Source organism: Oceanobacter sp. 1_MG-2023, from assembly GCF_030689025.1.
Classification (GTDB): Bacteria; Pseudomonadota; Gammaproteobacteria; order Pseudomonadales; family Oceanobacteraceae; genus Oceanobacter.
In genome coordinates this window covers 220,454-240,105 of record NZ_JAUYWA010000002.1, presented here as the reverse complement: position 1 = coordinate 240,105, position 19,652 = coordinate 220,454, and the positions used below count along the sequence as shown (strand labels likewise).

Annotated in this window: 17 protein-coding genes; 6 read left to right on the top strand and 11 right to left on the bottom strand. The window is 55.9% G+C overall.

All coding sequences use genetic code 11. The features are described 5' to 3' along the window. Positions 1–42: 42 nt before the first annotated feature. The 8 genes from Q8W22_RS02445 to Q8W22_RS02410 form a co-directional block, all read right to left on the bottom strand. On the bottom strand, positions 43–1,206 hold the full coding sequence (locus Q8W22_RS02445; protein WP_305451494.1) for a TerD family protein: 1,164 nt from the start codon (positions 1,204–1,206) through the stop codon (positions 43–45). Next, positions 1,203–1,790: a TerD family protein gene (locus Q8W22_RS02440; protein WP_303431127.1), complete on the bottom strand. Its 588-nt coding sequence runs from the start codon at positions 1,788–1,790 to the stop codon at positions 1,203–1,205. The genes Q8W22_RS02445 and Q8W22_RS02440 overlap by 4 nt, the downstream gene beginning before the upstream one ends. Before the next feature lie 266 nt (positions 1,791–2,056). Further along, the gene (locus tag Q8W22_RS02435; RefSeq protein ID WP_303431129.1) at positions 2,057–3,025 is read right to left on the bottom strand and encodes an HpcH/HpaI aldolase/citrate lyase family protein; all 969 of its coding nucleotides are present in this window, start codon (positions 3,023–3,025) and stop codon (positions 2,057–2,059) included. Further along, positions 3,022–4,119, bottom strand: a complete 1,098-nt coding sequence (locus tag Q8W22_RS02430) for a cysteine protease StiP family protein (RefSeq protein WP_305451493.1) — start codon at positions 4,117–4,119, stop codon at positions 3,022–3,024. Before Q8W22_RS02430 ends, Q8W22_RS02435 begins: the two co-directional genes overlap by 4 nt. Then, entirely contained in the window at positions 4,112–4,870 is a 759-nt protein-coding gene (locus Q8W22_RS02425) for a hypothetical protein (protein ID WP_305451492.1), read from the bottom strand. The genes Q8W22_RS02430 and Q8W22_RS02425 overlap by 8 nt, the downstream gene beginning before the upstream one ends. Further along, a complete protein-coding gene (locus Q8W22_RS02420) occupies positions 4,863–5,987 on the bottom strand; it encodes a phosphoribosyltransferase domain-containing protein (protein ID WP_305451491.1) in 1,125 nt (374 codons plus the stop codon). Before Q8W22_RS02420 ends, Q8W22_RS02425 begins: the two co-directional genes overlap by 8 nt. Positions 5,988–6,052: 65 nt before the next feature. Then, positions 6,053–7,201 carry a trypsin-like peptidase domain-containing protein gene (locus Q8W22_RS02415; protein WP_305451490.1) on the bottom strand — a complete coding sequence of 383 codons (1,149 nt, stop codon included), beginning with the start codon at positions 7,199–7,201 and terminating at the stop codon, positions 6,053–6,055. A gap of 84 nt (positions 7,202–7,285) precedes the next feature. After that, entirely contained in the window at positions 7,286–8,287 is a 1,002-nt protein-coding gene (locus Q8W22_RS02410; RefSeq protein WP_303431134.1) for an ATP-grasp domain-containing protein, read from the bottom strand. 360 nt (positions 8,288–8,647) lie between these two features. Here Q8W22_RS02410 and Q8W22_RS02405 point away from each other — a divergent pair, with 360 nt between their 5' ends. The 4 genes from Q8W22_RS02405 to rsd all read left to right on the top strand — a co-directional run bounded on the left by Q8W22_RS02405 (position 8,648) and on the right by rsd (position 14,199). Next, positions 8,648–11,008, top strand: a complete 2,361-nt coding sequence (locus Q8W22_RS02405) for a Tex family protein (protein WP_305451489.1) — start codon at positions 8,648–8,650, stop codon at positions 11,006–11,008. A gap of 169 nt (positions 11,009–11,177) precedes the next feature. Continuing rightward, positions 11,178–12,776, top strand: coding sequence for a glutamate--cysteine ligase (gene gshA, locus Q8W22_RS02400; RefSeq protein WP_305451488.1), 1,599 nt, complete (start codon positions 11,178–11,180; stop codon positions 12,774–12,776). 245 nt (positions 12,777–13,021) lie between these two features. Continuing rightward, positions 13,022–13,534 (top strand): disulfide bond formation protein B, encoded by a 513-nt coding sequence (locus Q8W22_RS02395; RefSeq protein WP_303431138.1) that lies wholly within the window; start codon positions 13,022–13,024, stop codon positions 13,532–13,534. A gap of 188 nt (positions 13,535–13,722) precedes the next feature. Further along, positions 13,723–14,199, top strand: a complete 477-nt coding sequence (rsd, locus tag Q8W22_RS02390) for a sigma D regulator (RefSeq protein ID WP_303431139.1) — start codon at positions 13,723–13,725, stop codon at positions 14,197–14,199. A gap of 147 nt (positions 14,200–14,346) precedes the next feature. On the opposite strand, the gene Q8W22_RS02385 is transcribed toward rsd, so the two are convergent. Then, on the bottom strand, positions 14,347–14,805 hold the full coding sequence (locus Q8W22_RS02385) for a DUF4124 domain-containing protein (protein WP_305451487.1): 459 nt from the start codon (positions 14,803–14,805) through the stop codon (positions 14,347–14,349). 143 nt (positions 14,806–14,948) lie between these two features. Between Q8W22_RS02385 and Q8W22_RS02380 the strand changes: the two genes are divergently transcribed. Beyond that, a complete protein-coding gene (locus tag Q8W22_RS02380) occupies positions 14,949–15,740 on the top strand; it encodes a ParA family protein (RefSeq protein ID WP_305451486.1) in 792 nt (263 codons plus the stop codon). 32 nt (positions 15,741–15,772) lie between these two features. On the opposite strand, the gene Q8W22_RS02375 is transcribed toward Q8W22_RS02380, so the two are convergent. Then, positions 15,773–16,318, bottom strand: coding sequence for a TIGR02444 family protein (locus Q8W22_RS02375; RefSeq protein ID WP_305451485.1), 546 nt, complete (start codon positions 16,316–16,318; stop codon positions 15,773–15,775). Positions 16,319–16,345: 27 nt separating this feature from the next. On the opposite strand from Q8W22_RS02375, the gene Q8W22_RS02370 reads away from it, so the two are divergent. Further along, positions 16,346–18,250, top strand: a complete 1,905-nt coding sequence (locus tag Q8W22_RS02370; protein ID WP_305451484.1) for an ATP-binding cassette domain-containing protein — start codon at positions 16,346–16,348, stop codon at positions 18,248–18,250. A gap of 38 nt (positions 18,251–18,288) precedes the next feature. On the opposite strand, the gene waaA is transcribed toward Q8W22_RS02370, so the two are convergent. Then, positions 18,289–19,560 carry a lipid IV(A) 3-deoxy-D-manno-octulosonic acid transferase gene (gene waaA / locus Q8W22_RS02365; protein ID WP_305451483.1) on the bottom strand — a complete coding sequence of 424 codons (1,272 nt, stop codon included), beginning with the start codon at positions 19,558–19,560 and terminating at the stop codon, positions 18,289–18,291. Positions 19,561–19,652 lie beyond the last annotated feature (92 nt).

The window sequence follows — 19,652 nt, the reverse complement described above, 5'->3', positions numbered from 1 at the left end:
TGTATTCCTCATTGTGAAAAAACACAGCGTCGCTGCGATTATTTATTTTGATCCGGCCGACCAGCGCATTCCCCAGCCGTAGGCCTGATCCAGATCCCGGTGGCCTTTGTGGAAATCCACGCAACGGGTCACTTTGACCGCACCGTTATCGTTTTCCAGCATGGCAACAGCACACATGCCATGACGGCCGCCTTCTTCATTCATACGCACTTCAATATCCGGCTGGCCAGGGATATAGATGGTGATCACCCCGTCGGTTTTTTCCCAGTTGGGTGCGCCCTTGTAAATAAAGGCGAACACCAGAATACGCCGGATCAGGTGCCATTTCTGGCCGTTGATATGCAGCCATTCGCCACCATCCACCGAGCCAGTACGATCATCACCCATCAATTGGATATAGGGTTCACCCTGCAGATCTCCAAAGCCATTTCCCAGAGCCTGTACCGCACCCTTGAGGCCACCCTGAAGTTCAAACAGGCAACCCACATCCAGATCGATCGCTTTGCTGCTGGAGAAGAAACCCCCAGAGCTGCTTTTGTTCCAGTTCAGGTTGACCCGTATTTCGCCAAAACCCGCGGTGGATTTTTCCAGGCTGATACTGGAACGGGATTTATCCAGCGTCACCTTGCTCAGATTCACCGTGGATTTTGGTGCCGCCGGAGCCGGAGCCGGGGTTGGGGTTGGAGCCGACTCAGGCTCTGGGGCCGCGACATCCACACCAAAGTGTTCTGCCAGCGGCTCCAGGCCACCGGCAAACCCCTGAGCCACGCAACGAAATTTCCAACTGCCCTGGCGACGGTAAAACTCCCCCAGAATCAGTGCTGTTTCCTGCATGCCGGATGTCGAAATATCGGCGCTGATACCACCACTGATTGCCAGCGTCAGTTGCGAGACGGCATCAAAACGCGCCTTGTTGGCGTGAATCGTGGCGGTAAAAGCCACTTTTTCAACTTCTCCCGGTAGCTGTCCCGGGTCCAGAAAAAACACGGCATGACCGGCATCAGCCTGGGTCATACGAACGGCCCCGGCCAGAATATCGGGCTGACCATAAAAGCACATATCGCCATCACCACGTACCTTGTGCGCGGCATTCAATACAAAGGCAGAAATATCAATGTCGGCTCCGGGTAATGGTGAATAGCGGATATCCACCCGTAACTCTCCCGTGGCGACTGGCGCATTAGCGCCTGGCACCAATACACTCATCCACGTACCGCCTGCATGGCCAGATTAACCAGATCGTCTGCAGTACGGCCATTGGTGACTTGTCCGATTGCCTTGAACTGCCAGCCACTGCTGTCGCGGCTCAGACACCCCATAACAATACCGGTGTGCTGACCTTTTTCGGAAAGGTTAAAACGGGCCAGCTCAGTGTTGTTACTGCGATTCAGGATACGACAGTAGGCGTTTTCTACTTTTTCGAAGTTCTGGCCGGTAAAACTGTTAACGGTAAACACCAGGTGTTTGGCAGCCGCTGGCAGGCTCTTCAAATCAACAGAGATGCTTTCGTCGTCACCATCCCCTTCACCGGTACGGTTGTCGCCAGAATGCTGGATTGAGCCGTCTTTTGATTTCAGCTGGCGGAACCACACCAGATCGATGGATTGCAACTGGTCATCCAGCACGATGCAGGAGGCATCCAGGTCAATGGCACCGCCGCCCATTAACTTGCCGAAGAAACCGGTTGCTTTGACCGGGTCCCATCCCAGCCCAAGCGAGATATTGCTCAGGCCACTCCCGGCTGTTTTTTCCAGGGAGATGCTTTGGTTTTTCGTTAGAGTCAGTGCCATTATTTTGCTCCTTGCTCATCATCTGAGTGGGTATCTGTGCCACCGGCATCCTGTTGGATGCTTGCTGTGGCAGTGGCCGACCATGCTGCCATACAAGATAGTGATAAGATAATTAATCTCATGTGTCATTTCTGGCACAGACATGTGATGTTGTTATTACCATTCAACCATACGGGTAGCAACAAAACTGTGACCGGTGAAAGCTACAACAGTTCTCAGCGCTCTCGACCCAATACTGAGGTTAACCACGCGACCTGACCATGCGGCTAGCAGCGCGATTCGGTCAGACCGAGCGGCCCATCCTGACTGATGGTTTCCTGCGGTTTTACCCCATACCACTTGGCACGCTCCAGAATACCACGCGCCCATTTCTGGTGAGTGGCCGGCTCACACATGGCATCGTTATGGCGAAAGACCGCTGGTGCCTGGTCTTGCACTATCATCCTGGCGGCATTCAGATCTTCAAGATTGACCCGGAAACGGTCGTGAATCAAAGTGATCTGACAGGGGTGAATAGCGGTTTTACCGACCATGCCATGGGCGATATCCAGATCCAGCTCCTGCTGCAATAACTGCGGGGAAGCCAGCTGCTCGAATACGGGCGCGGAGAGAGAGAAACCCAATGAGCCCATCACGCCGGACACCATCGGGATCAGATAACTCATGGGCGTGCTGTACAGGGTTGTGGTCGAGTTGCGGCGCAGCCCCAAACAACCCATCAGGTCGTTGCCGCCGATACGCAGCACCACAATCCGCTCCCCCAACCGGACTTTCAAGGCTTCACCCAGTTCCACCATGGCGGCAGGATTAAAGGTTTCTGGTGTTTCTAGTGTTGGCATCAGCAATAAATCCGGGTGAGCCAGTGCTTGCTCCCAAACCGGTAAATTATCAAGCGTCAGCTTCGGAATCACAAAACCGTCGATTTCGGATATCAATGGCCATTCACTCAAGCGTGCTGCCATCTCGGCATTACGCGGTCGCACAAACAGCAATGGCTGTCTGCTTGGCTGGCCCGGCGGATAAAACGGCTGCTTTTGTTGATGTAATTGCAGCAGCAACTGTTCCAGGTTTCGCAGCGCAATATCCACATCGCTGTCGGCCACAGCATCTTCCAGACAAATCACCAACGACCGCAGTTCAGGCACTTTGCAGTGACAGATAACATCGGCGAGGTCCGCACGAGTGGCGGGCATATAAAGAGTCGCCCCCAGGGCATAGGGTGACACTCGTGTCATTGATTCACGCTCCGGATAATGGTTACAGCCCGATAGGGACCAAGGGCATCGCCCACTTCCTCGACGGTGACACCGGCACGTTCGGTCAGATGCATTAACAAGCGGACGTCGCTGTCGTTCTTGTCCCGCACCAGTACATGTTCGGGCACGCGTCGCAGTACCGCCCGAGTGGCTTCGGCAATACCCGGTTTGATGCGGTTCATATTGGTGATGCCAAAGCGGTTAGCCAGTGTACTGACAACACCAGTGGCGGCAGTTTGCAGCTGTTGTCGTTGCGTATCACTCCAGGGAACTGCGGCCGTCACAAGCCCCAGTTGCTGACGCTCAGCCTCAATCCGGTCAACAAACGCACGGGTAACATCAAAGGCCTGTAAATGATCACAGCGCATACAACCGTGCAAGCCACCATCCGCCGGCCAGATGGAACGGGACACCAGACCCGACACAGTGGCACCCAGAATACCGGACGGGATCACCCAATCTTCCGCCGATGCCGCCAGCCAGGCATGACCGCAAGGGTCGGCCAATACCACCATACGTGGCCCACCAACAAAACGTGGATCATCCCCAAGGCTGCGCTGTAGCTCACCGGCGATGGCTCCTTTTCCTGTCCAGCCATCTACAAAGATCAGGTTGTCGGCACCGTGCGCGGTAATAATGGCTTCCAGCGCCACACGGTCTATATCACGATCACGCACAATGCTGATGCCGTAGTGATAAGCCTCGCGCCCCAGCGCCAGCAGTGCCCGACGTAATAACACGCCCAGCGGCAAACCGGCCCGAACAAACGATACCAGCACCACCGCGCCGCCTGGACAGCCGGTGTTCAAAGCCTCGGCCAATGCCTGAACATCGGCAGCCATACGAGCGCCATTCTGTTTCAGCGCTCGCTCATACAGGGTGATATGAATGTCGGTTGGTGCGTCTTCCCGACTGATCATTTCTGAATAATGCTTCTGATTGGTCTGAATCAGACGCTCTTTCTCAGCCACGTCGGTTGGCTCAATTTGACAGGGCTGCAATAAAAAATGCACATCGTCAGCGAGATAACTGCCACTGCCAACGGTGTGAAATGCATTAAACACATCACTCATGAATCTGGTCCTCCACCACCCGTGCCAACTGCCCTCGGGCCGGGGTGGCCCACCAGTGGCATTCGCTCATAAAACCCAAATCGGTCAGGCTGTCACCAAACCCCAATACCGGACGGTCGCCGTTGATGGCCCGGTCCCGCTGCAGCCATTCCTGCACCGCCAGCTGTTTGGCCAGCCCCTGGGGCAAGAAAGCCAGATTATTGCCATTGGCATGTACGTGCATACCTTCCAGCAAACCGCGGCGCTGCACTTCGGCTAACACCTGCGCAAGTACCGCATCGTCCTGTTCGTTATGCTTGGTGACGACGTAATGTTGCAAGCCTTCTTCTTCGACCACCCAGCCTCTGAGTGAGAAACCCAGCGCCTCGCCAATAGACAATGTGGCGGCGCTCAGCTGCTGCAGCCGTGACTGAAAGGCCGCCAGACGATCGGTCATCTGTGCCTGCCATTGTGGCTCCAGCTGATGATCCGGCGTCAGGATCACGCCGCCATGGGCACACACAGCACCATGGACAAACGGAATCTGCACCCGGCGGTAGGCCTCTACGCTGCGCGCCGTCACCGGCACGACGTCGGCGGTAACCAGCAGCCATTGCACAAAAGCCTGCTGTACCGGCGTCATATAACCATTGGGCTGGCCGTGCACATCCAGGGTGGCAGGGTGGCGCGGGCTGTCGGGTGGCATTTTGCGAGCGGTTTGGAACAGGGTGTCATCAAGATCGACAAAAACCAGCGGACGCGTATTACTCATTGACCACTACCTCGGCTTGCAGAGTATCTATCAACAGAGCGGGAACAGCCTCTGCCGGAGTCTCGGTACAAATCAGCACCCGGTCAAACTGGCCCGGACGGACGTTATAGATAAAATTGGGAATACCCAGACCGTAGTTGTCCGGAAAGGATAACGCATGTTCGATAGCATGACCGATAGCAATGGGCGAACGGGTAGTCGAGCCAAAATGCACATCGGCACCGGCTTGTTCCAGTCGTTCCGCCAGTAAAAACGGTTTCCAGACAAATTCTCCGGTGCCAACCACCAGCACCCGTTCTCCGGCCTTGATTTGCAGCCCAGGCGCCAGCGTGTCGTCGACATGACGTACACCCAAGCGGCCAAAGTCATGCTCCGGCGACAAGAGCCACTCTCCGGCCGCTACCGTTTCAACATCCGGCATCTCTGGCAACGGGGCGGTAATATCTTCAATAAATCGGTAAGAGCCCTGCAACAGCGAGACCTGATCGGTCGGGGCTGCAATCCTGTTTTGCACGGCGCCTTCGGACCAATCCGTCAAGACACAGGTCACCACCCGCTCAATATGCGATAGCCCGGATGCCATCAGCGCTTCATAAAGGTTGATAAAGGTTTTGCCGGTTGAGGCTTCATCGTCGACCAATATCAGCGAACGGGCCTGCAACATGGCATCCCGAATATCAGCATCCACCGGCCGATGAATCAGATGGGCACTGGCATGGCTGTGCTCTTCTTCAAAGCGGGTAAAAATGTCATCCCCGACCGGATGGCGGGTCGTCACCAGATAAATTGCATCCGGCCGTGTCGCGCTGTAGGCGCGATGGACACCGGCTCCCAGACCAACGGCGGTTTCAGCCATGCCGATCACCAGCACCGGGCCGGGCAAGTCATCCGGAATCTGCGCCGCCAATTTGGTAAAAGCGGCTTCCATCTGCGCCGGGCGTACCGGAATATGACGACCTAACACCCGAGAGACAAACAGAAATGCCCGCTTCGGGTTGCGCCGCTCGGCAAAACCGAATAACTCGTCGGGATCGATACGTGCATCGTCCACATTAACTTCGAGCAACCCGCGCATTAATTGGGCACTCAAAGCGTGTTTTACTGCGGTACTTTCCATGATTTTATTCCCAGAGTACCAACCACAGCACACACAACACGGTGGCCGGGGTCAGCAAGATGTATTTAGCTGCCGCGTGCTTCAATCTTCCATAAGGAAGGTTGTGTCACTCGTGCCATATCGGCCGTGGTCAGTGTGGTGGCGCTTGTCATGGTGGACACCTCGACCCGGCAAGCGTGCAAAAAGGCCTGTAACAAAGCGGCCTTGACGGCAAAATTCATATTTTGTGCATCACTGATACTTGAAGTCACCATACCCACGACGGCTCCGTTGCTATCGAATAACGGGCTGCCGCTGGAGCCTGGCTGAATCGGTGCGGTGAACTGCAGGATGCTGGCATCGTTATGGACACCAAACAGCGCCGAAATGCCCCCTTGTGTAACATGAACATCGCCACCAGCAAAACCGGCCAGAGGAAAACCCAGTGCGACAACCGTTTCACCAAGATGGCAGCGCACATCGTCACGGAAGCACACGGGCTGCAACCCGGGCTCCTGCTGGATACGTAATAACGCGATATCATTACGGCGATCGACCATCACTGGCTCAGCACGATAACGCCCGTCAAAGGACGTTATATGAATATCCTGGCGATCTTCAATCACATGAGCACAGGTCAGGATATGTCGGGAGGAAACCGCAAAACCAGTGCCTGTTGCCACACCGGCAGCGGCCCTGCCCGCTTCCGCCCCAGCGGCTTCATGCGACCGGTCCGGATGGTGATCATCAATGGTTAACCCGAGACGACGCCCGAACGCTGCGAGGCCATAAGCAGAACCTTCCGCCAGCGCCCGGAATTTCCACTGCGCACCACGGCGGTAACATTCGCCAATGACCATGGCAGCATCACCCGAATCCTGCAGCTCCAGTTTATAAGAGATGATATCCGCAATCCGCAAGTGTACACGCTCCAGCTCAGCCACTGGCCCCACTGCCGCAAAGGTGTACACCACCAGCAACAGCCGGTCACTTCGGGCAGGTAATTGCGCCAGATCGACCTCACACCGCAGTGAGTCACCCTCCTCGTGCCACTGCATCCAGGGCTGGGTGAGCCGGTACAAGGAAGGTGCACCGGTCGGCAGGTGTTTTGCGTCAAGCGGCAATAACGCCAACCCGGCGTTACGTCCCAGCGCGCCAACTTGTTTGCTGTCCAGGGTTAGCCGAATGTCTGTGACTGGCAGCCCTTCATTGGCACCAACGACCAATTCCCGCATCAATACTCACTCCCTGATCCTGTTTGCCGGATTGAAGCATGGAGACAAACCCCGGCCAATTGCAACCCCGGCGGTGATTCCAACTCAGCCTGCCGTCAATGGTAAAGCCACACTGACGACTTTTACCTTGAGATTCGGGAGCCAATCACTCACAGGTTCTGGCAAACCCAGGCGGCGACAGGCCCAGATGCCGGGTAAATTGACCCCGGTGAGCCGGGTGTAACCGATACCACCGGAATAACGCGGGTTGATTTCCAGCAGATGCGGCTGGCCGTTGTCATCGTCACGAGTCTGTACATTCACCAGACCATCGCAGCCAAAATGAGCAGCGGCCTTGAGTGCCAGCTCAACCGCTGCCGACTCACGCTCAAAGGTCTGGTACAAGCCCTGTTTACGACGGCCAACATAGGCTACCGCCACCCCTGCTTCACACACCATATCAACCGAACACTCGCTGCCCGCCATATACGGCATCACCAACATCGGGGCACGTTGGGTATCCAGACCATAGGCCTGTAAATAGGCCTCAAAATTGACTTCACGGGCATCCGGATTCGCAAAACAGCGAAAGGCATCCACACCTTCCCGAAAACGCCAGAAGCCCTGACCATAAATACCGATGGCAGGCTTGATACAGACTTCACCGTAAACCGACATGTCAGCATACGCCTGCGCCAATTCCTCTGCCGTCGTCACCGTCACCGCCGGCACACAGGCCAAACCGGCACGCTCAGCAGCAGCGGTAAACAGGCTTTTGTTATCGACCAGACGGAAGGTCTCCAACGACATGCCACCGGTAATCAGCTGCAAGCCATGTGCTTCAAAGCGATCGCGAGCCGTCTCAAACAGCTGCCAATTACGTCCGGCCAGCAATACCTGGACGCCATGCTCCAGAGCGGTGTCAATTACCCAGTCAATTTTGTCTGGACTATCCTTCGGCTCACGTAACGACACATCCGCCAGACCGGTAATTTCCGGGCGATCACCACGATGAGAAGCCAAGAGAGTGACATCCGCAGGCAAGGCGTCGCGAGCGCCGGTAATGATATCGCGCTGACTCGATTGACCTTCAAGAAACCAGATCAAGAACTTCACCTCGGTTATTCAATATTCAGACAACATGGCCCAGCGGCGTATCCGATACGACACCGGAACAGAGCAGAGAGCGCACAGATGGAATGGGACGGGTTTTACCTAACTCGTTGAATCTATCATCAAAAACCCGCCATCACTATGCAAGGCGGGGGATGGAACATACGCAACAAAGCCGCCAGAGAGGGGCGGATTCGCAGGGAACCACACGCCACCCACCACACCTTAACCGCCAACTACCACTAACACTCGTTTTTCAATAGCAGCAAACAGACAGAGAAGCAGACGGCAGCACCGGCACATCAATCCCGCTATACTCCGCACTGCCTTGAAACCGAACATGGATCTACCCTTATGCTGCTCGAATCCATAGGCCAACGCCTTGCCGAAGAACTCAATATCCGTCCGCAACAGGTATCGGCTGCCGTTGCCTTGCTGGATGAAGGTGCCACCGTACCGTTTATTTCCCGCTACCGGAAAGAAGTCACCGGAGCACTGGATGACACCCAGCTGCGTAATCTGGAAGAGCGATTGCGTTATCTGCGCGAGATGGAAGATCGTCGCGACAGCATCCTGAAAAGCATTGGTGAGCAGGGCAAGCTGACCCCGGAACTACAGCGGGAGCTACTGACTGCCGATACCAAAACCCGGCTCGAAGACCTGTACTTGCCCTACAAGAAAAAACGCCGCACCAAAGGCCAGATCGCCATCGAAGCCGGACTGGCACCACTGGCCGAACGTCTGTTGGATAATCCGAACCTGACCCCCGAGTCTGAAGCCACTGCGTTTGTCTCCGCCGACAAGGGCATCGCCGACACCAAGGCCGCACTGGATGGTGCCAGGTATATCCTGATGGAACGCTTCGCCGAAGATGCCGACCTGCTGGCCAAGCTCCGCCAGTTTCTGCAACAGGAAGCTATCCTGTCGGTCCGGGTGATTGCTGGTAAAGAAGCCGAAGGCAGCAAGTTCGCCGACTATTTTGAACACGATGAAGCGTTAAAAAACGTGCCGAGTCACCGTGCGCTGGCGATTCTGCGCGGCCGTAACGAAGGCATACTGGGTTTCTCGCTGGTCACCCAAGCAGAGCTGGAAGACAAGCTGGCTGGTAGCCCGTGTGAAGCCATGATTGCCGGTCATTTCCAGCTCAAGAACGCAGGCCGGGCCGCCGATCGCTGGCTGGCCGAAGTCGTCAAGTGGACCTGGCGCATCAAGCTGTTGACCCATCTTGAAACCGAACTGGTCGGGCAATTACGCGAAAAGGCCGAAGAAGGCGCCATCAAGGTCTTTGCCGACAACCTCAAGGATTTGCTGCTTTCTGCGCCCGCTGGTGCCAAAAACACCATGGGCCTCGATCCGGGTTTGCGCACCGGCGTGAAGGTTGCGGTGGTTGACGCCACAGGCAAGGTGGTCGATTACAGCACGATTTACTGCACTCCTCCGCAAAACAGATTTGCCGAATCTGAAGCCATCCTGATGGCCATGATTGCAAAACACGGCGTGCAGTTAATTGCGATTGGCAACGGCACCGGCAGCCGGGAAACCGACAAGTTTGTTGGCGATATGCTGAAAAAAATCAACCCGGCACTGGATGCCAGCCAGAAAGTGCAAAAAATCATGGTCAACGAAGCCGGTGCCTCGGTGTACTCCGCCTCAGAGCTGGCTGCCAAGGAATTCCCGAACCTCGATGTCACCATTCGTGGCGCTGTCTCCATTGCCCGACGCTTGCAGGACCCTCTGGCCGAGCTGGTCAAAATCGAACCCAAATCCATCGGCGTTGGCCAGTACCAGCACGATGTTAACCAAAGTCATCTGGCCCGCTCGCTGGATGCCGTTGTGGAAGACTGTGTGAACTCGGTCGGCGTCGACCTGAACACAGCATCAGCACCACTGCTCAGCCGGATTTCCGGCCTGAACACCACCCTCGCCAATAATATCGTTGCCTTCCGGGACGAAAACGGTGCCTTTAACAGCCGTAAGGAATTGGCCAAGGTGCCGCGACTGGGAGCCAAAACCTTCGAACAGGCGGCAGGCTTTCTGCGCATCATGAACGGCAGCAACCCCCTCGATGCCTCGGCGGTTCACCCTGAGTCCTACCCGCTGGTGAACAATATCGCCAAGCACTTTGGCAAGGATATCGGCAGCCTGGTCGGAGACCACTCCTTCCTCAAATCGGTCAATGCCGAGCAGTTTGTCAGTGCTGACGCCGGGCTGCTGACGGTGAAAGATATTCTTGCAGAGCTGGAGAAACCGGGACGTGACCCGCGCCCGGAATTCCGCTTTGCCGAATTCCAGGAAGGTGTCGAAAAAATCTCCGACCTGAAACCCAATATGGTGCTCGAAGGTGTCATTACCAACGTTGCCGCCTTTGGTGCCTTTGTGGATATCGGCGTCCATCAGGATGGCCTGGTACATATCTCGGCACTGGCTGACCACTATGTCAAAGACCCTCGGGATGTCGTCAAGGCCGGGGACATCGTCAAGGTCAAGGTAATGGAAGTGGACCCTGAGCGTAAACGTATTGGCCTGTCGATGCGCCTGGGTGACGATGCCAATGAAAAAGCCGCTGAACAAGCCAATCGCGGTGGCCAACGCAACAACAGCCCCAAACGAGGCGGCCAAAACCGAACCTCGTTTGGCGACAAACAGCCGCAAGGCCAGGGTGCCATGGCCGGGGCACTGGCAGCGGCGCTGTCCAACGCGCGCAAGAAAAAATAACCGCCCGACTCACCCGAATGACCAATAGCCAGCAACAGACAGTCTCCTGTCGCTGGCTATTGTTGCGCTCCTGCACAGCTCTTTTACTTGTCAGTCCTGCGCCCGGACTTACTTACCCGACCAGCTTTCTTTTATACTCCGCCGACATTTGTTCTGAATCGAGACGACCTTGGCAACCACCACCCTTCCCCGCGCTTTCCAAGATACTGCCTATCGCAACGCATTGGCGCTACTGCAAAATCCGCAACATGCGGCTCTATTGACGCGGTTGCAGCGCGGTATCGAGAAGGAAGGTCTGCGTTGTAACAACGATGGCGTTATCAGCCAGAAGCCCCACCCCACAGGGCTTGGCTCGACCCTGACCCACCCCAGCATCACCACGGATTATTCCGAAGCCTTGCTGGAATTTATCACGCCGGTCTACCGCAGCGGCCATGAAGCCATTGCCTGTCTCGATGTGGCTCACCGTTTTGCCTTCAGCCAGATGGACGCCGAACTGATCTGGCCCAGCTCCATGCCCTGTATTCTGGAAGGCGAGATGAGCATCCCGATTGCGACCTATGGCAGCTCCAATCTGGGCCAGCTCAAGCATGTTTATCGTCATGGTTTGTGGCACCGCTATGGTCGTACCATGCAATGTATTGCGGGTATTCATTATAATTTTTCACTGCCCGACGAACTGTGGCCAATACTCAAAGCCCTGGATAACCAGCCCGACGAATCCTTGCAGGACTTTATCTCACGTCGCTATTTTGGCCTGATCCGTAACTTCCGGCGCTATTCCTGGTTATTGCTGTACCTGTTCGGCGCCTCCCCGGCCGTTTGCAGCAGCTTTCTCGCCGGCCGTGAGCACAACCTTGATACCTTGCACAAACACACCCTGTATCTGCCATACGCCACATCACTGCGCATGAGTGACCTGGGCTATCAGAACAATGCCCAGTCCAGCCTGCGAGTGTGCTACAACAGCGTTGAGAATTACGTCGAGACTCTGGGGGATGCCATTAATGTCCAGGTCGACGATTACGAAAAGCTGGGCGTCCAGGATCAACACGGCGTTTACCAGCAGCTGAACACCCACCTGCTGCAAATCGAAAACGAGTTCTACAGCGACATCCGCCCCAAACGTATCGCCAAAAACGATGAAAAACCGCTGGAAGCCCTGAATACCTTTGGCGTCGAATACATCGAGGTCCGCAACACCGACCTGAATCCCTTTATGCCGGTTGGCATCGATGTACCACAAACGACGTTTATGGATCTGTTTTTGTGTTACTGCCTGCTGCAGTCCAGCGACACCATTGAAGATGACGAATATCTGCAGATACAGACCAATCAACAGCGCACGGTCATGCGCGGCCGGGAGCCGGGCCTGACGCTGCTCAGTCAAGGGCAAGAGCGCAACCTGCAGCAATGGGGCCTGGCCTTGCTGGATGACATGCAGGCACTGGCGCAACAAATGGACAGCGCCAACCAGCACAGCTTCCATATTGACAGCCTGGGCCAGCAACGCCTGAAACTGGCCGATGCGGCTCATACGCCATCCGCCAAAGTACTGGCGGCGCTGCAAGAGCAAAAGCTGGAGTTCAGCGAATTTACCCTGCAACAAGCCAGACAGCACCGCAAGGCCCTGTCACAACCACTGGCACCGGAGGTTCATCGCCACTGGCAAGCCCTGGCCCGCCAGTCACTGCAAGAGCAAGCCCAAATCGAAGCCAGCGATACACTGTCATTCGAAGACTTTCTTGCCGATTACCTGCAACGTTAACAAGACTCTCGTCCGGTCTGGCCAATATGGCAGAGAAAACGGGCGAGAATGCTTGCATCCGGCGGAACATTTTCGACTTCTGGCGGACTGACATCCGCCACCACAGCCACTTGGCACGTAAAGAACCATGACTCAAGTCTGACGCCGCCATAACGGGTGTCAGATTTGCGCAATGACAACCCGGTTCCCGTACAAAGTGCTGTGATACACTCGCCCATCATCACGATTTCGCATAAGGCAACCCCATGAGCCCGAGATTATTGCGTTTTGGCTATCTGGCCGGATTTTTGATCTGTGCTGCCCTGCTTGGTGCAGCCTATTACTTCGAGATTGTGCTTTATATGGAGCCATGTCCGCTCTGTATTGTGCAACGCTTGGCGACCCTACTGATCGGTATTGGCTGCCTGTTGGCCTTTATTTTTGACGGCTTTCGCTGGATGTCACGGCTGGCACTGGCCCTGACCACCGGCGCCTCTGTTTTTGGAGCCGTGGTAGCCAACCACCACATCTGGATTCAAGGCTTGCCGCCAGAAGAAGTCCCTGCCTGCGGTCCCAGCTTTGACTACCTGCTCGAAACCCTGCCCATGAATGAGCTGATCAACATCATGCTGCACGGCAACGGCAACTGCGCGGATATTTCCTGGATGTTCTGGGGCATGAGCATGCCGGAGTGGACGCGGCTGTTCTTTATTGTGTTTGCGATCATCAGCCTGATCACCCTGATCGCCAAATGGCGCAGTAATGGGCGGAAAGCCTGAGCGGCCTGAGCGATAAGCAGAACCATGGCGGATAGCAAGTGGCAATTGTTGAAAAAGCCACTTGCACAGAGCTTTTAACCTTGCCTATATTGGTCGCGCCAGAGCTGGCTTTTGATGCCAGCGGAGGCTGTTCCCTGTCCTGTTACAAGCACCGGGGACAGACTCACGATCACAGACAGGAGTGCCGTATGTTAGAACGAGTCAACACTGCCAAAGAACGCTGGGGTGGCGTCCACAAGATGATCGACAGCTGGCTGAACGGGAGACAGGCGTTAATTGTCAAATTTTGCCACCTTTCCAGTGTCAAACCGCTGTCTCACGAAGAAACCCCATTGGCCGAGCTGGTACAGAATTTTTGTCAGGCGATGATGGATTACTGCTCCGCTGGCCATTTTGAAATTTACGAGCGCCTGATGGTCGAAGCGCGGGAATATGCCGATGGCAGCCTCGAATTTGCCCAGCAACTGGTTCCTCGTCTCGACCAATTGACGACCCAGTGTGTGGACTTCAACGATCGTTATGATCATTCCTGCAATCTGGAGCAGCTGACCAAGCTGTCGGAAGATCTGTCTCACCTGGGAGAAATACTGGAAGAACGCTTTCAACTGGAAGATCAGCTGATCGAACGCCTGCACACTGCTCATCGCGAATCGGTTACTGAATAACAACATAGCGCGTCGAATCCACTGACCGGGTTCGACGCCCTGTCTCTTGTTTCTTGCAACCGTCAAGGGTCGACCACCCGTCGTTACACTGTTCCAGGCTCCATCCCCGTACCACTTCCCATCCCACTTTTCGTCCTACTTCGCAGGCTAACGCGTCATGCTTTCTATCTGGGCATTATGGGCATCCAGCAGTCCTTGCACAGCCTTAGCATCATTCAGGGCCTGTTCAGCGGCCTTGGGATTAAACAACGCCTCAAGCCCCGGCTGTACCCGATCAGTATCATCTGCAGCGGTCGACGCCCGTGCCTCGCTGTGGATCTCCGGCTCCGTCCCTATATCAAAATGTTGCAGAATATTGGCCGCCGTATCCACCGTCACCGGAATCACAGCCACTCCTTCGGGTACCTCGTCACCAAAATGCCAGATACCTTCGGCGTCTTGCCATTTATAGTAGGTTTTCCGAGTGGTCATCGTCGATAAGGTTGAATCAACACTCCCCCCCATCGATACCAAAGGCTTGCCGTCAGAACGGTTAAGAAAGTAAGGTGTCATAAACACGCTCACCAATATGATCGCCAGTGGAATCAGTATTCTGGCTTTTAGCATTTGACCATCCTTTGATGTTCGTTTTGTCCGTTAACTATTATAACCGATACTTGAATGTATAAGTGCCTTGCAGGGAAACTCCGAGTGACTGATATCCAGTCCCGGAAGCACTGGCACAACGATCAGCAGAAGGAGAACCAACTGTGTTACAGACCTCTCCCGCAACCGCTTCCTCCTCAAGTGACCGCACGGCATCAGGCCAGGGTAGTGATGTACGAATCACTCGTCATGAAAAACCCTTTCGCGTACTGATTGCCAATGCCAAAGGCGGCTGTGGCAAAACCACGCTCGCCACCAACCTCGCCAGTTTTTTTGCTGCCCGACAGCTTCACACCGCCCTGATCGACTATGACCCACAAGCCTCCGCCAGTGACTGGCTCAAGGCGCGGGGTCATCACTTGCCCACGATTACCGGCGTCTGTGCCACCCGCCGCAGCCAGACGACCGCCACTCGCAGTTGGGAAATGCGGGTACCGAGCAATACCGCCATGATGATCATCGATACACCAGCCGGGCTGACCGGCCATGCCCTTGGCGATCGCATCCGCCAAAGTGACGCGGTGATTATTCCAGTCTTGCCGTCCGCCATTGATATTCGGGCGGCCACCACGTTTATTCGGGACGTTATGCTGTCACCGGTGTTCCGCCAATCCCCCCGGGCGATTGCCGTCGTCGCCAATCGCACCCGGCAAAATACCCTGATCTATACCAAGCTGAATCTGTTTCTGAAAAGCCTTGGCATTCCCTTTATCACCACCCTGCGGGACACCCAGCGTTATGTCAGAACCAGCGAACTGGGCCAAGGCATCATTGATGACCCGCTGGCGGATGCCAGAGACCTGGCTCACTGGGAAGTCCTGCTGCAATGGCTGGAAAGTACCCGCACCAAGTCTTCTCCCGGCAGCCATTACCAGACTGACAAGCCATCGCCATGACACACACTCCCGGCATCATCACAGAAACCATGTCATGATTGCTGCTCAAGATAAGCCTCCAGAGCGTCGATCAAGGGTTCTGGCGAATCGTCATCCCGATCCGGTTGCGGCCAATCTGGCAGTAATGCCAGGTTTTCCATCACACAATCAACCAGGCTTTCTTCCTCAGGACACGCCCCGGCGAACTCCTCCAGCAACTGATACAAACCAGCCAGGCCAAACTGCTCGGCCTCCAGCTCCAGTGCCTTGACCCGTTGGCGGAACTCGCCAGCAAAGCGATCGTTTGTTGGCGCTGTGGATAACGAACCTTTGGGTAGCAGGGTCCGTATGCCCCGTAACGGCCGGATGACGCTGTCCCTCCACCCCAGATAACCGGCCAGACGCTGAGCAAACGGCTCACCCTCAGGCCAGGCACGCCACTCACTGGCCAGCCATAATGCCGCCAAAACCAGCAGTACATCTCCGCCATCTTCTTGTATCTCAAGCAATCGCTGCTCAACATTATTCATCTGGTAAAACCGCTGGGCGAATTGCCACAGTGGGTTGTCCAGAGATTCTGTGGCACACTGCGCCGCCATTGCCGCTACCTTTAGTCACTGTCGAATATGATTGAATTTAATCAGGTTTCCCTGCAAAGGGGTACGCAAACCCTGTTGAAAGATGCCAGCCTGCGCATCCATGATGGCCAGAAACTGGCCCTGATCGGTCCCAACGGCGCGGGAAAATCCACTCTGTTTGCACTGCTGAACGGCGAATTGACCGTCGATGGCGGTGATCTGGAAATTCCCGGCAAGTGGCGAATTTCCCATATGGCACAAGAAGTCGTCGCCAGTGAACGCAGCGCCCTCGACTACGCCATCGATGGTGACAAGCCCTATCGCACCATAGAAGCCGGCATTGCCAACGCCGCCGATGACCATCAGCTGACCCATTGGCTCGACCGTATGGACCAGCACAAGGGCTACGAAGTGCCCGTCAAGGCTGAGCAGTTGCTCCATGGTCTTGGTTTTAACCAGGCCGACCTGCAACGGGCAGTGAAAGATTTTTCCGGGGGCTGGCGTATCCGTCTGAACCTGGCTCAGGCACTGATGATGCCCTCCGACCTGCTGTTACTGGATGAACCAACCAACCACCTGGATCTCGAGGCTACCCTGTGGCTGGAAGGTTATCTGCGCAAATATCCCGGCACCTTGCTGTTTATCTCTCACGATCGCGATTTTATCGACGGCGTGGCCGATCATATTGTCCACTTGCATGAGCAGAAGCTGACGCTTTACCCTGGCAATTACAGCGCTTACGAACGGATCCGGGCAGAAAAGCTGGCCCAGCAGCAACTGCTGTTCGAAAAACAGCAAACCCGTGTTGAAGAAATCGAAAAGTTTGTTACCCGCTTTCGCGCCAAGGCATCCAAGGCCAAGCAGGCCCAGAGCCGCCTGAAAGAATTACAACGCATGGAGCTGATCGCACCGGCCCATGTTGACTCGCCATTCCGGTTTGAATTTCCCTGTCATGAACAAATGTCCAGCCCGTTGCTGACGCTGAAACAGGCCGACCTCGGTTATCAGCAAGCCAATGGCACCAAAACGCTGCTTCCTGGCGTCAACCTTTCCATTGTGCCCGGTGACCGCATCGGCTTGCTTGGCCCCAATGGCGCGGGCAAATCCACCCTGTTAAAAACCCTCTGTGAAGAGATTCCCTTGCTCGCCGGTGAACGTACCCGGGGCGAGCATTTGCACATCGGTTATTTTGCCCAGCACCAGCTCGAATCCCTCGACACCTCAGCGTCGGGGATGTTGATCCTGCAACGGCTGAAACCCAAGGCCAGCGAGCAGTCAATTCGTAACTTCCTGGGTGGGTTCGGTTTTCATGGCGACCGTGCCCTGGAAGTGATTGAACCTTTCTCCGGCGGTGAAAAAGCCCGTATGGCGCTGGCCTGCGTCGCCTGGATGAAACCCAACCTGCTGATTCTCGACGAACCGACCAACCACCTGGATATCGAGATGCGCGAGGCACTGACGCTGGCGCTGCAGAACTTCCCCGGTGCCATTCTGATCGTCAGCCACGATCGTCATTTGCTCAAAGCCAGTGTCGATGAATATTGGCTGGTTGATCACGGCAAGGTGCAGGAGTTTGATGGCGATCTCGACGACTACCACCAGTACCTCAACACCCGGGGACAGTGGGACACCAGCAGTCCAGCCGCCGCACCGGACAGTACCAGCCCGGCCACAACGGTTGATCGCAAGGAGCAGAAACGTCTGGATGCCGCCCGCCGCCAGCGTCTGGCACCACTACGCAAACAGCAGCAAGCCGCAGAAAAACAGATGGAAAAACTGCAGCAACAGCTCACCGCAATCGAAACAACGCTGGCAGACAGCAGCCTGTACGAAGATGCCCGCAAACAGGAACTCAAACAGCGATTGGCCGAACAGGCAGAGACCAAAAGCAAGCTGGAAGATGTCGAAATGGAATGGATGGATTTGACGGAGCAGCTGGAAAACAGCGACTGATCCGGGTCAGCCGCTTATATCCGTCAGACACTGCGTATTTAATGCGCATTGTCTGACAGCAACGTTGCGACATTCGCAACAAGCCGGGCTACCGCTCCCTGATTCTGTTGCACCTGGTTGTACCCCGCCAGGCCCATTTGTTGGCGCTGCTCCGGGTGATCGAGCAGCAACGCAACATCGTCAGCCAGGGTGGCAGCGGTCGTCAGCTGTACCGCCCCAATATCCACCAGCTCATCCACCACCGTCTGAAAATTGAAATAATGCGGCCCCATCAGTACCGGCTTGCCCAGCACCGCCGGTTCGATCGGGTTATGGCCGCCGCGCGGCACCAGACTGCCACCCATGACCACCACATCGGCGGCCGCCAGCAACAGCAGCATTTCGCCCATACTGTCAGCCAGATAAACCTGTGCATCGTTGCCAGACGCCTGGGTGCTGCGCCGCGCCAGCGTAAAACCCTGCTCCAGACACGCTTGCGCCACCAGCCCAAAGCGCTCCGGATGACGCGGCACCAGCACCAACAACAGTTCTGGCCAGCGCTGCAACCAGGATGTCATGGCAGCCAACATCAGGCTTTCTTCACCATCGTGGCTGGACGCCAGCAACACCACCGGTCGTTGCTTGCCCCAGCCCTGCTTCAAGGCCGCGGCCTGCTCATCCAGCCCGGCCGGCACCACCACATCGTATTTGATACTGCCGCAGACACTCAGCCGGGATGGCGGCAAACCGAGATCCAGCAACCGCTGGCCATCCACCTGATGCTGCACCGCTACGTGTGTCAGGCGCTGCAACATCGGCCGGGTCAGTGCAGACAAGCGGGCATATCCGCGGGCCGAGCGCTCAGACAGACGGGCGTTGGCCAGCAGCACCGGTACGCCCCGTTGCTGACAACAGGCCAACAGGTTGGGCCATAATTCAGTTTCCATCACCACCAGACAGTCAGGCTTTGTACATCGCAAAAACAGCCACCAGCACAACGGCAAGTCGTACGGCATAAAACTGCGCCGGACCCGGTCACCGAACAGACGTTCGACCTGCGCCGCCCCGGTTGGGGTGGTACTGGTGATCCAGATCGTGCGCTGCGGATACTGCCGTAACAGTTGTTCGATCAGCGGGGCAGCAGCCAGCGTCTCCCCCACCGATACCGCATGCACCCAAATGGCTCCACGGTGAGGCAAGGGAGTGACGGCGCCAAAACGTTCAACAATACGCTGGCGATAACCTGGATTCTTGCGGCCACGCCACCAGAGGCGGGCCAGCAGAATCGGCGTTATCAGGGTCAGAAAAACAGTATAGCCAAGCCGTGCCACAAGTGAGTTCTCTAGCGGGAACAGGGGCAGGAATGGTAGCACAACAAGCCATTGTGCTAGACTCAGCGCTCTTTTTTTAGTGCGCAAATTAC

Bases quoted from the DNA above. Each gene is read 5' to 3' on its own strand.
- Q8W22_RS02445 (WP_305451494.1), bottom strand. From the start codon at position 1,206: ATGAGTGTATTGGTGCCAGGCGCTAATGCGCCAGTCGCCACGGGAGAG.
- Q8W22_RS02440 (WP_303431127.1), bottom strand. From the start codon at position 1,790: ATGGCACTGACTCTAACGAAAAACCAAAGCATCTCCCTGGAAAAAACA.
- Q8W22_RS02435 (WP_303431129.1), bottom strand. From the start codon at position 3,025: ATGACACGAGTGTCACCCTATGCCCTGGGGGCGACTCTTTATATGCCC.
- Q8W22_RS02430 (WP_305451493.1), bottom strand. From the start codon at position 4,119: ATGAGTGATGTGTTTAATGCATTTCACACCGTTGGCAGTGGCAGTTAT.
- Q8W22_RS02425 (WP_305451492.1), bottom strand. From the start codon at position 4,870: ATGAGTAATACGCGTCCGCTGGTTTTTGTCGATCTTGATGACACCCTG.
- Q8W22_RS02420 (WP_305451491.1), bottom strand. From the start codon at position 5,987: ATGGAAAGTACCGCAGTAAAACACGCTTTGAGTGCCCAATTAATGCGC.
- Q8W22_RS02415 (WP_305451490.1), bottom strand. From the start codon at position 7,201: ATGCGGGAATTGGTCGTTGGTGCCAATGAAGGGCTGCCAGTCACAGAC.
- Q8W22_RS02405 (WP_305451489.1), top strand. From the start codon at position 8,648: ATGCTGCTCGAATCCATAGGCCAACGCCTTGCCGAAGAACTCAATATC.
- Q8W22_RS02395 (WP_303431138.1), top strand. From the start codon at position 13,022: ATGAGCCCGAGATTATTGCGTTTTGGCTATCTGGCCGGATTTTTGATC.
- rsd (WP_303431139.1), top strand. From the start codon at position 13,723: ATGTTAGAACGAGTCAACACTGCCAAAGAACGCTGGGGTGGCGTCCAC.
- Q8W22_RS02385 (WP_305451487.1), bottom strand. From the start codon at position 14,805: ATGCTAAAAGCCAGAATACTGATTCCACTGGCGATCATATTGGTGAGC.
- Q8W22_RS02375 (WP_305451485.1), bottom strand. From the start codon at position 16,318: ATGGCGGCGCAGTGTGCCACAGAATCTCTGGACAACCCACTGTGGCAA.
- Q8W22_RS02370 (WP_305451484.1), top strand. From the start codon at position 16,346: ATGATTGAATTTAATCAGGTTTCCCTGCAAAGGGGTACGCAAACCCTG.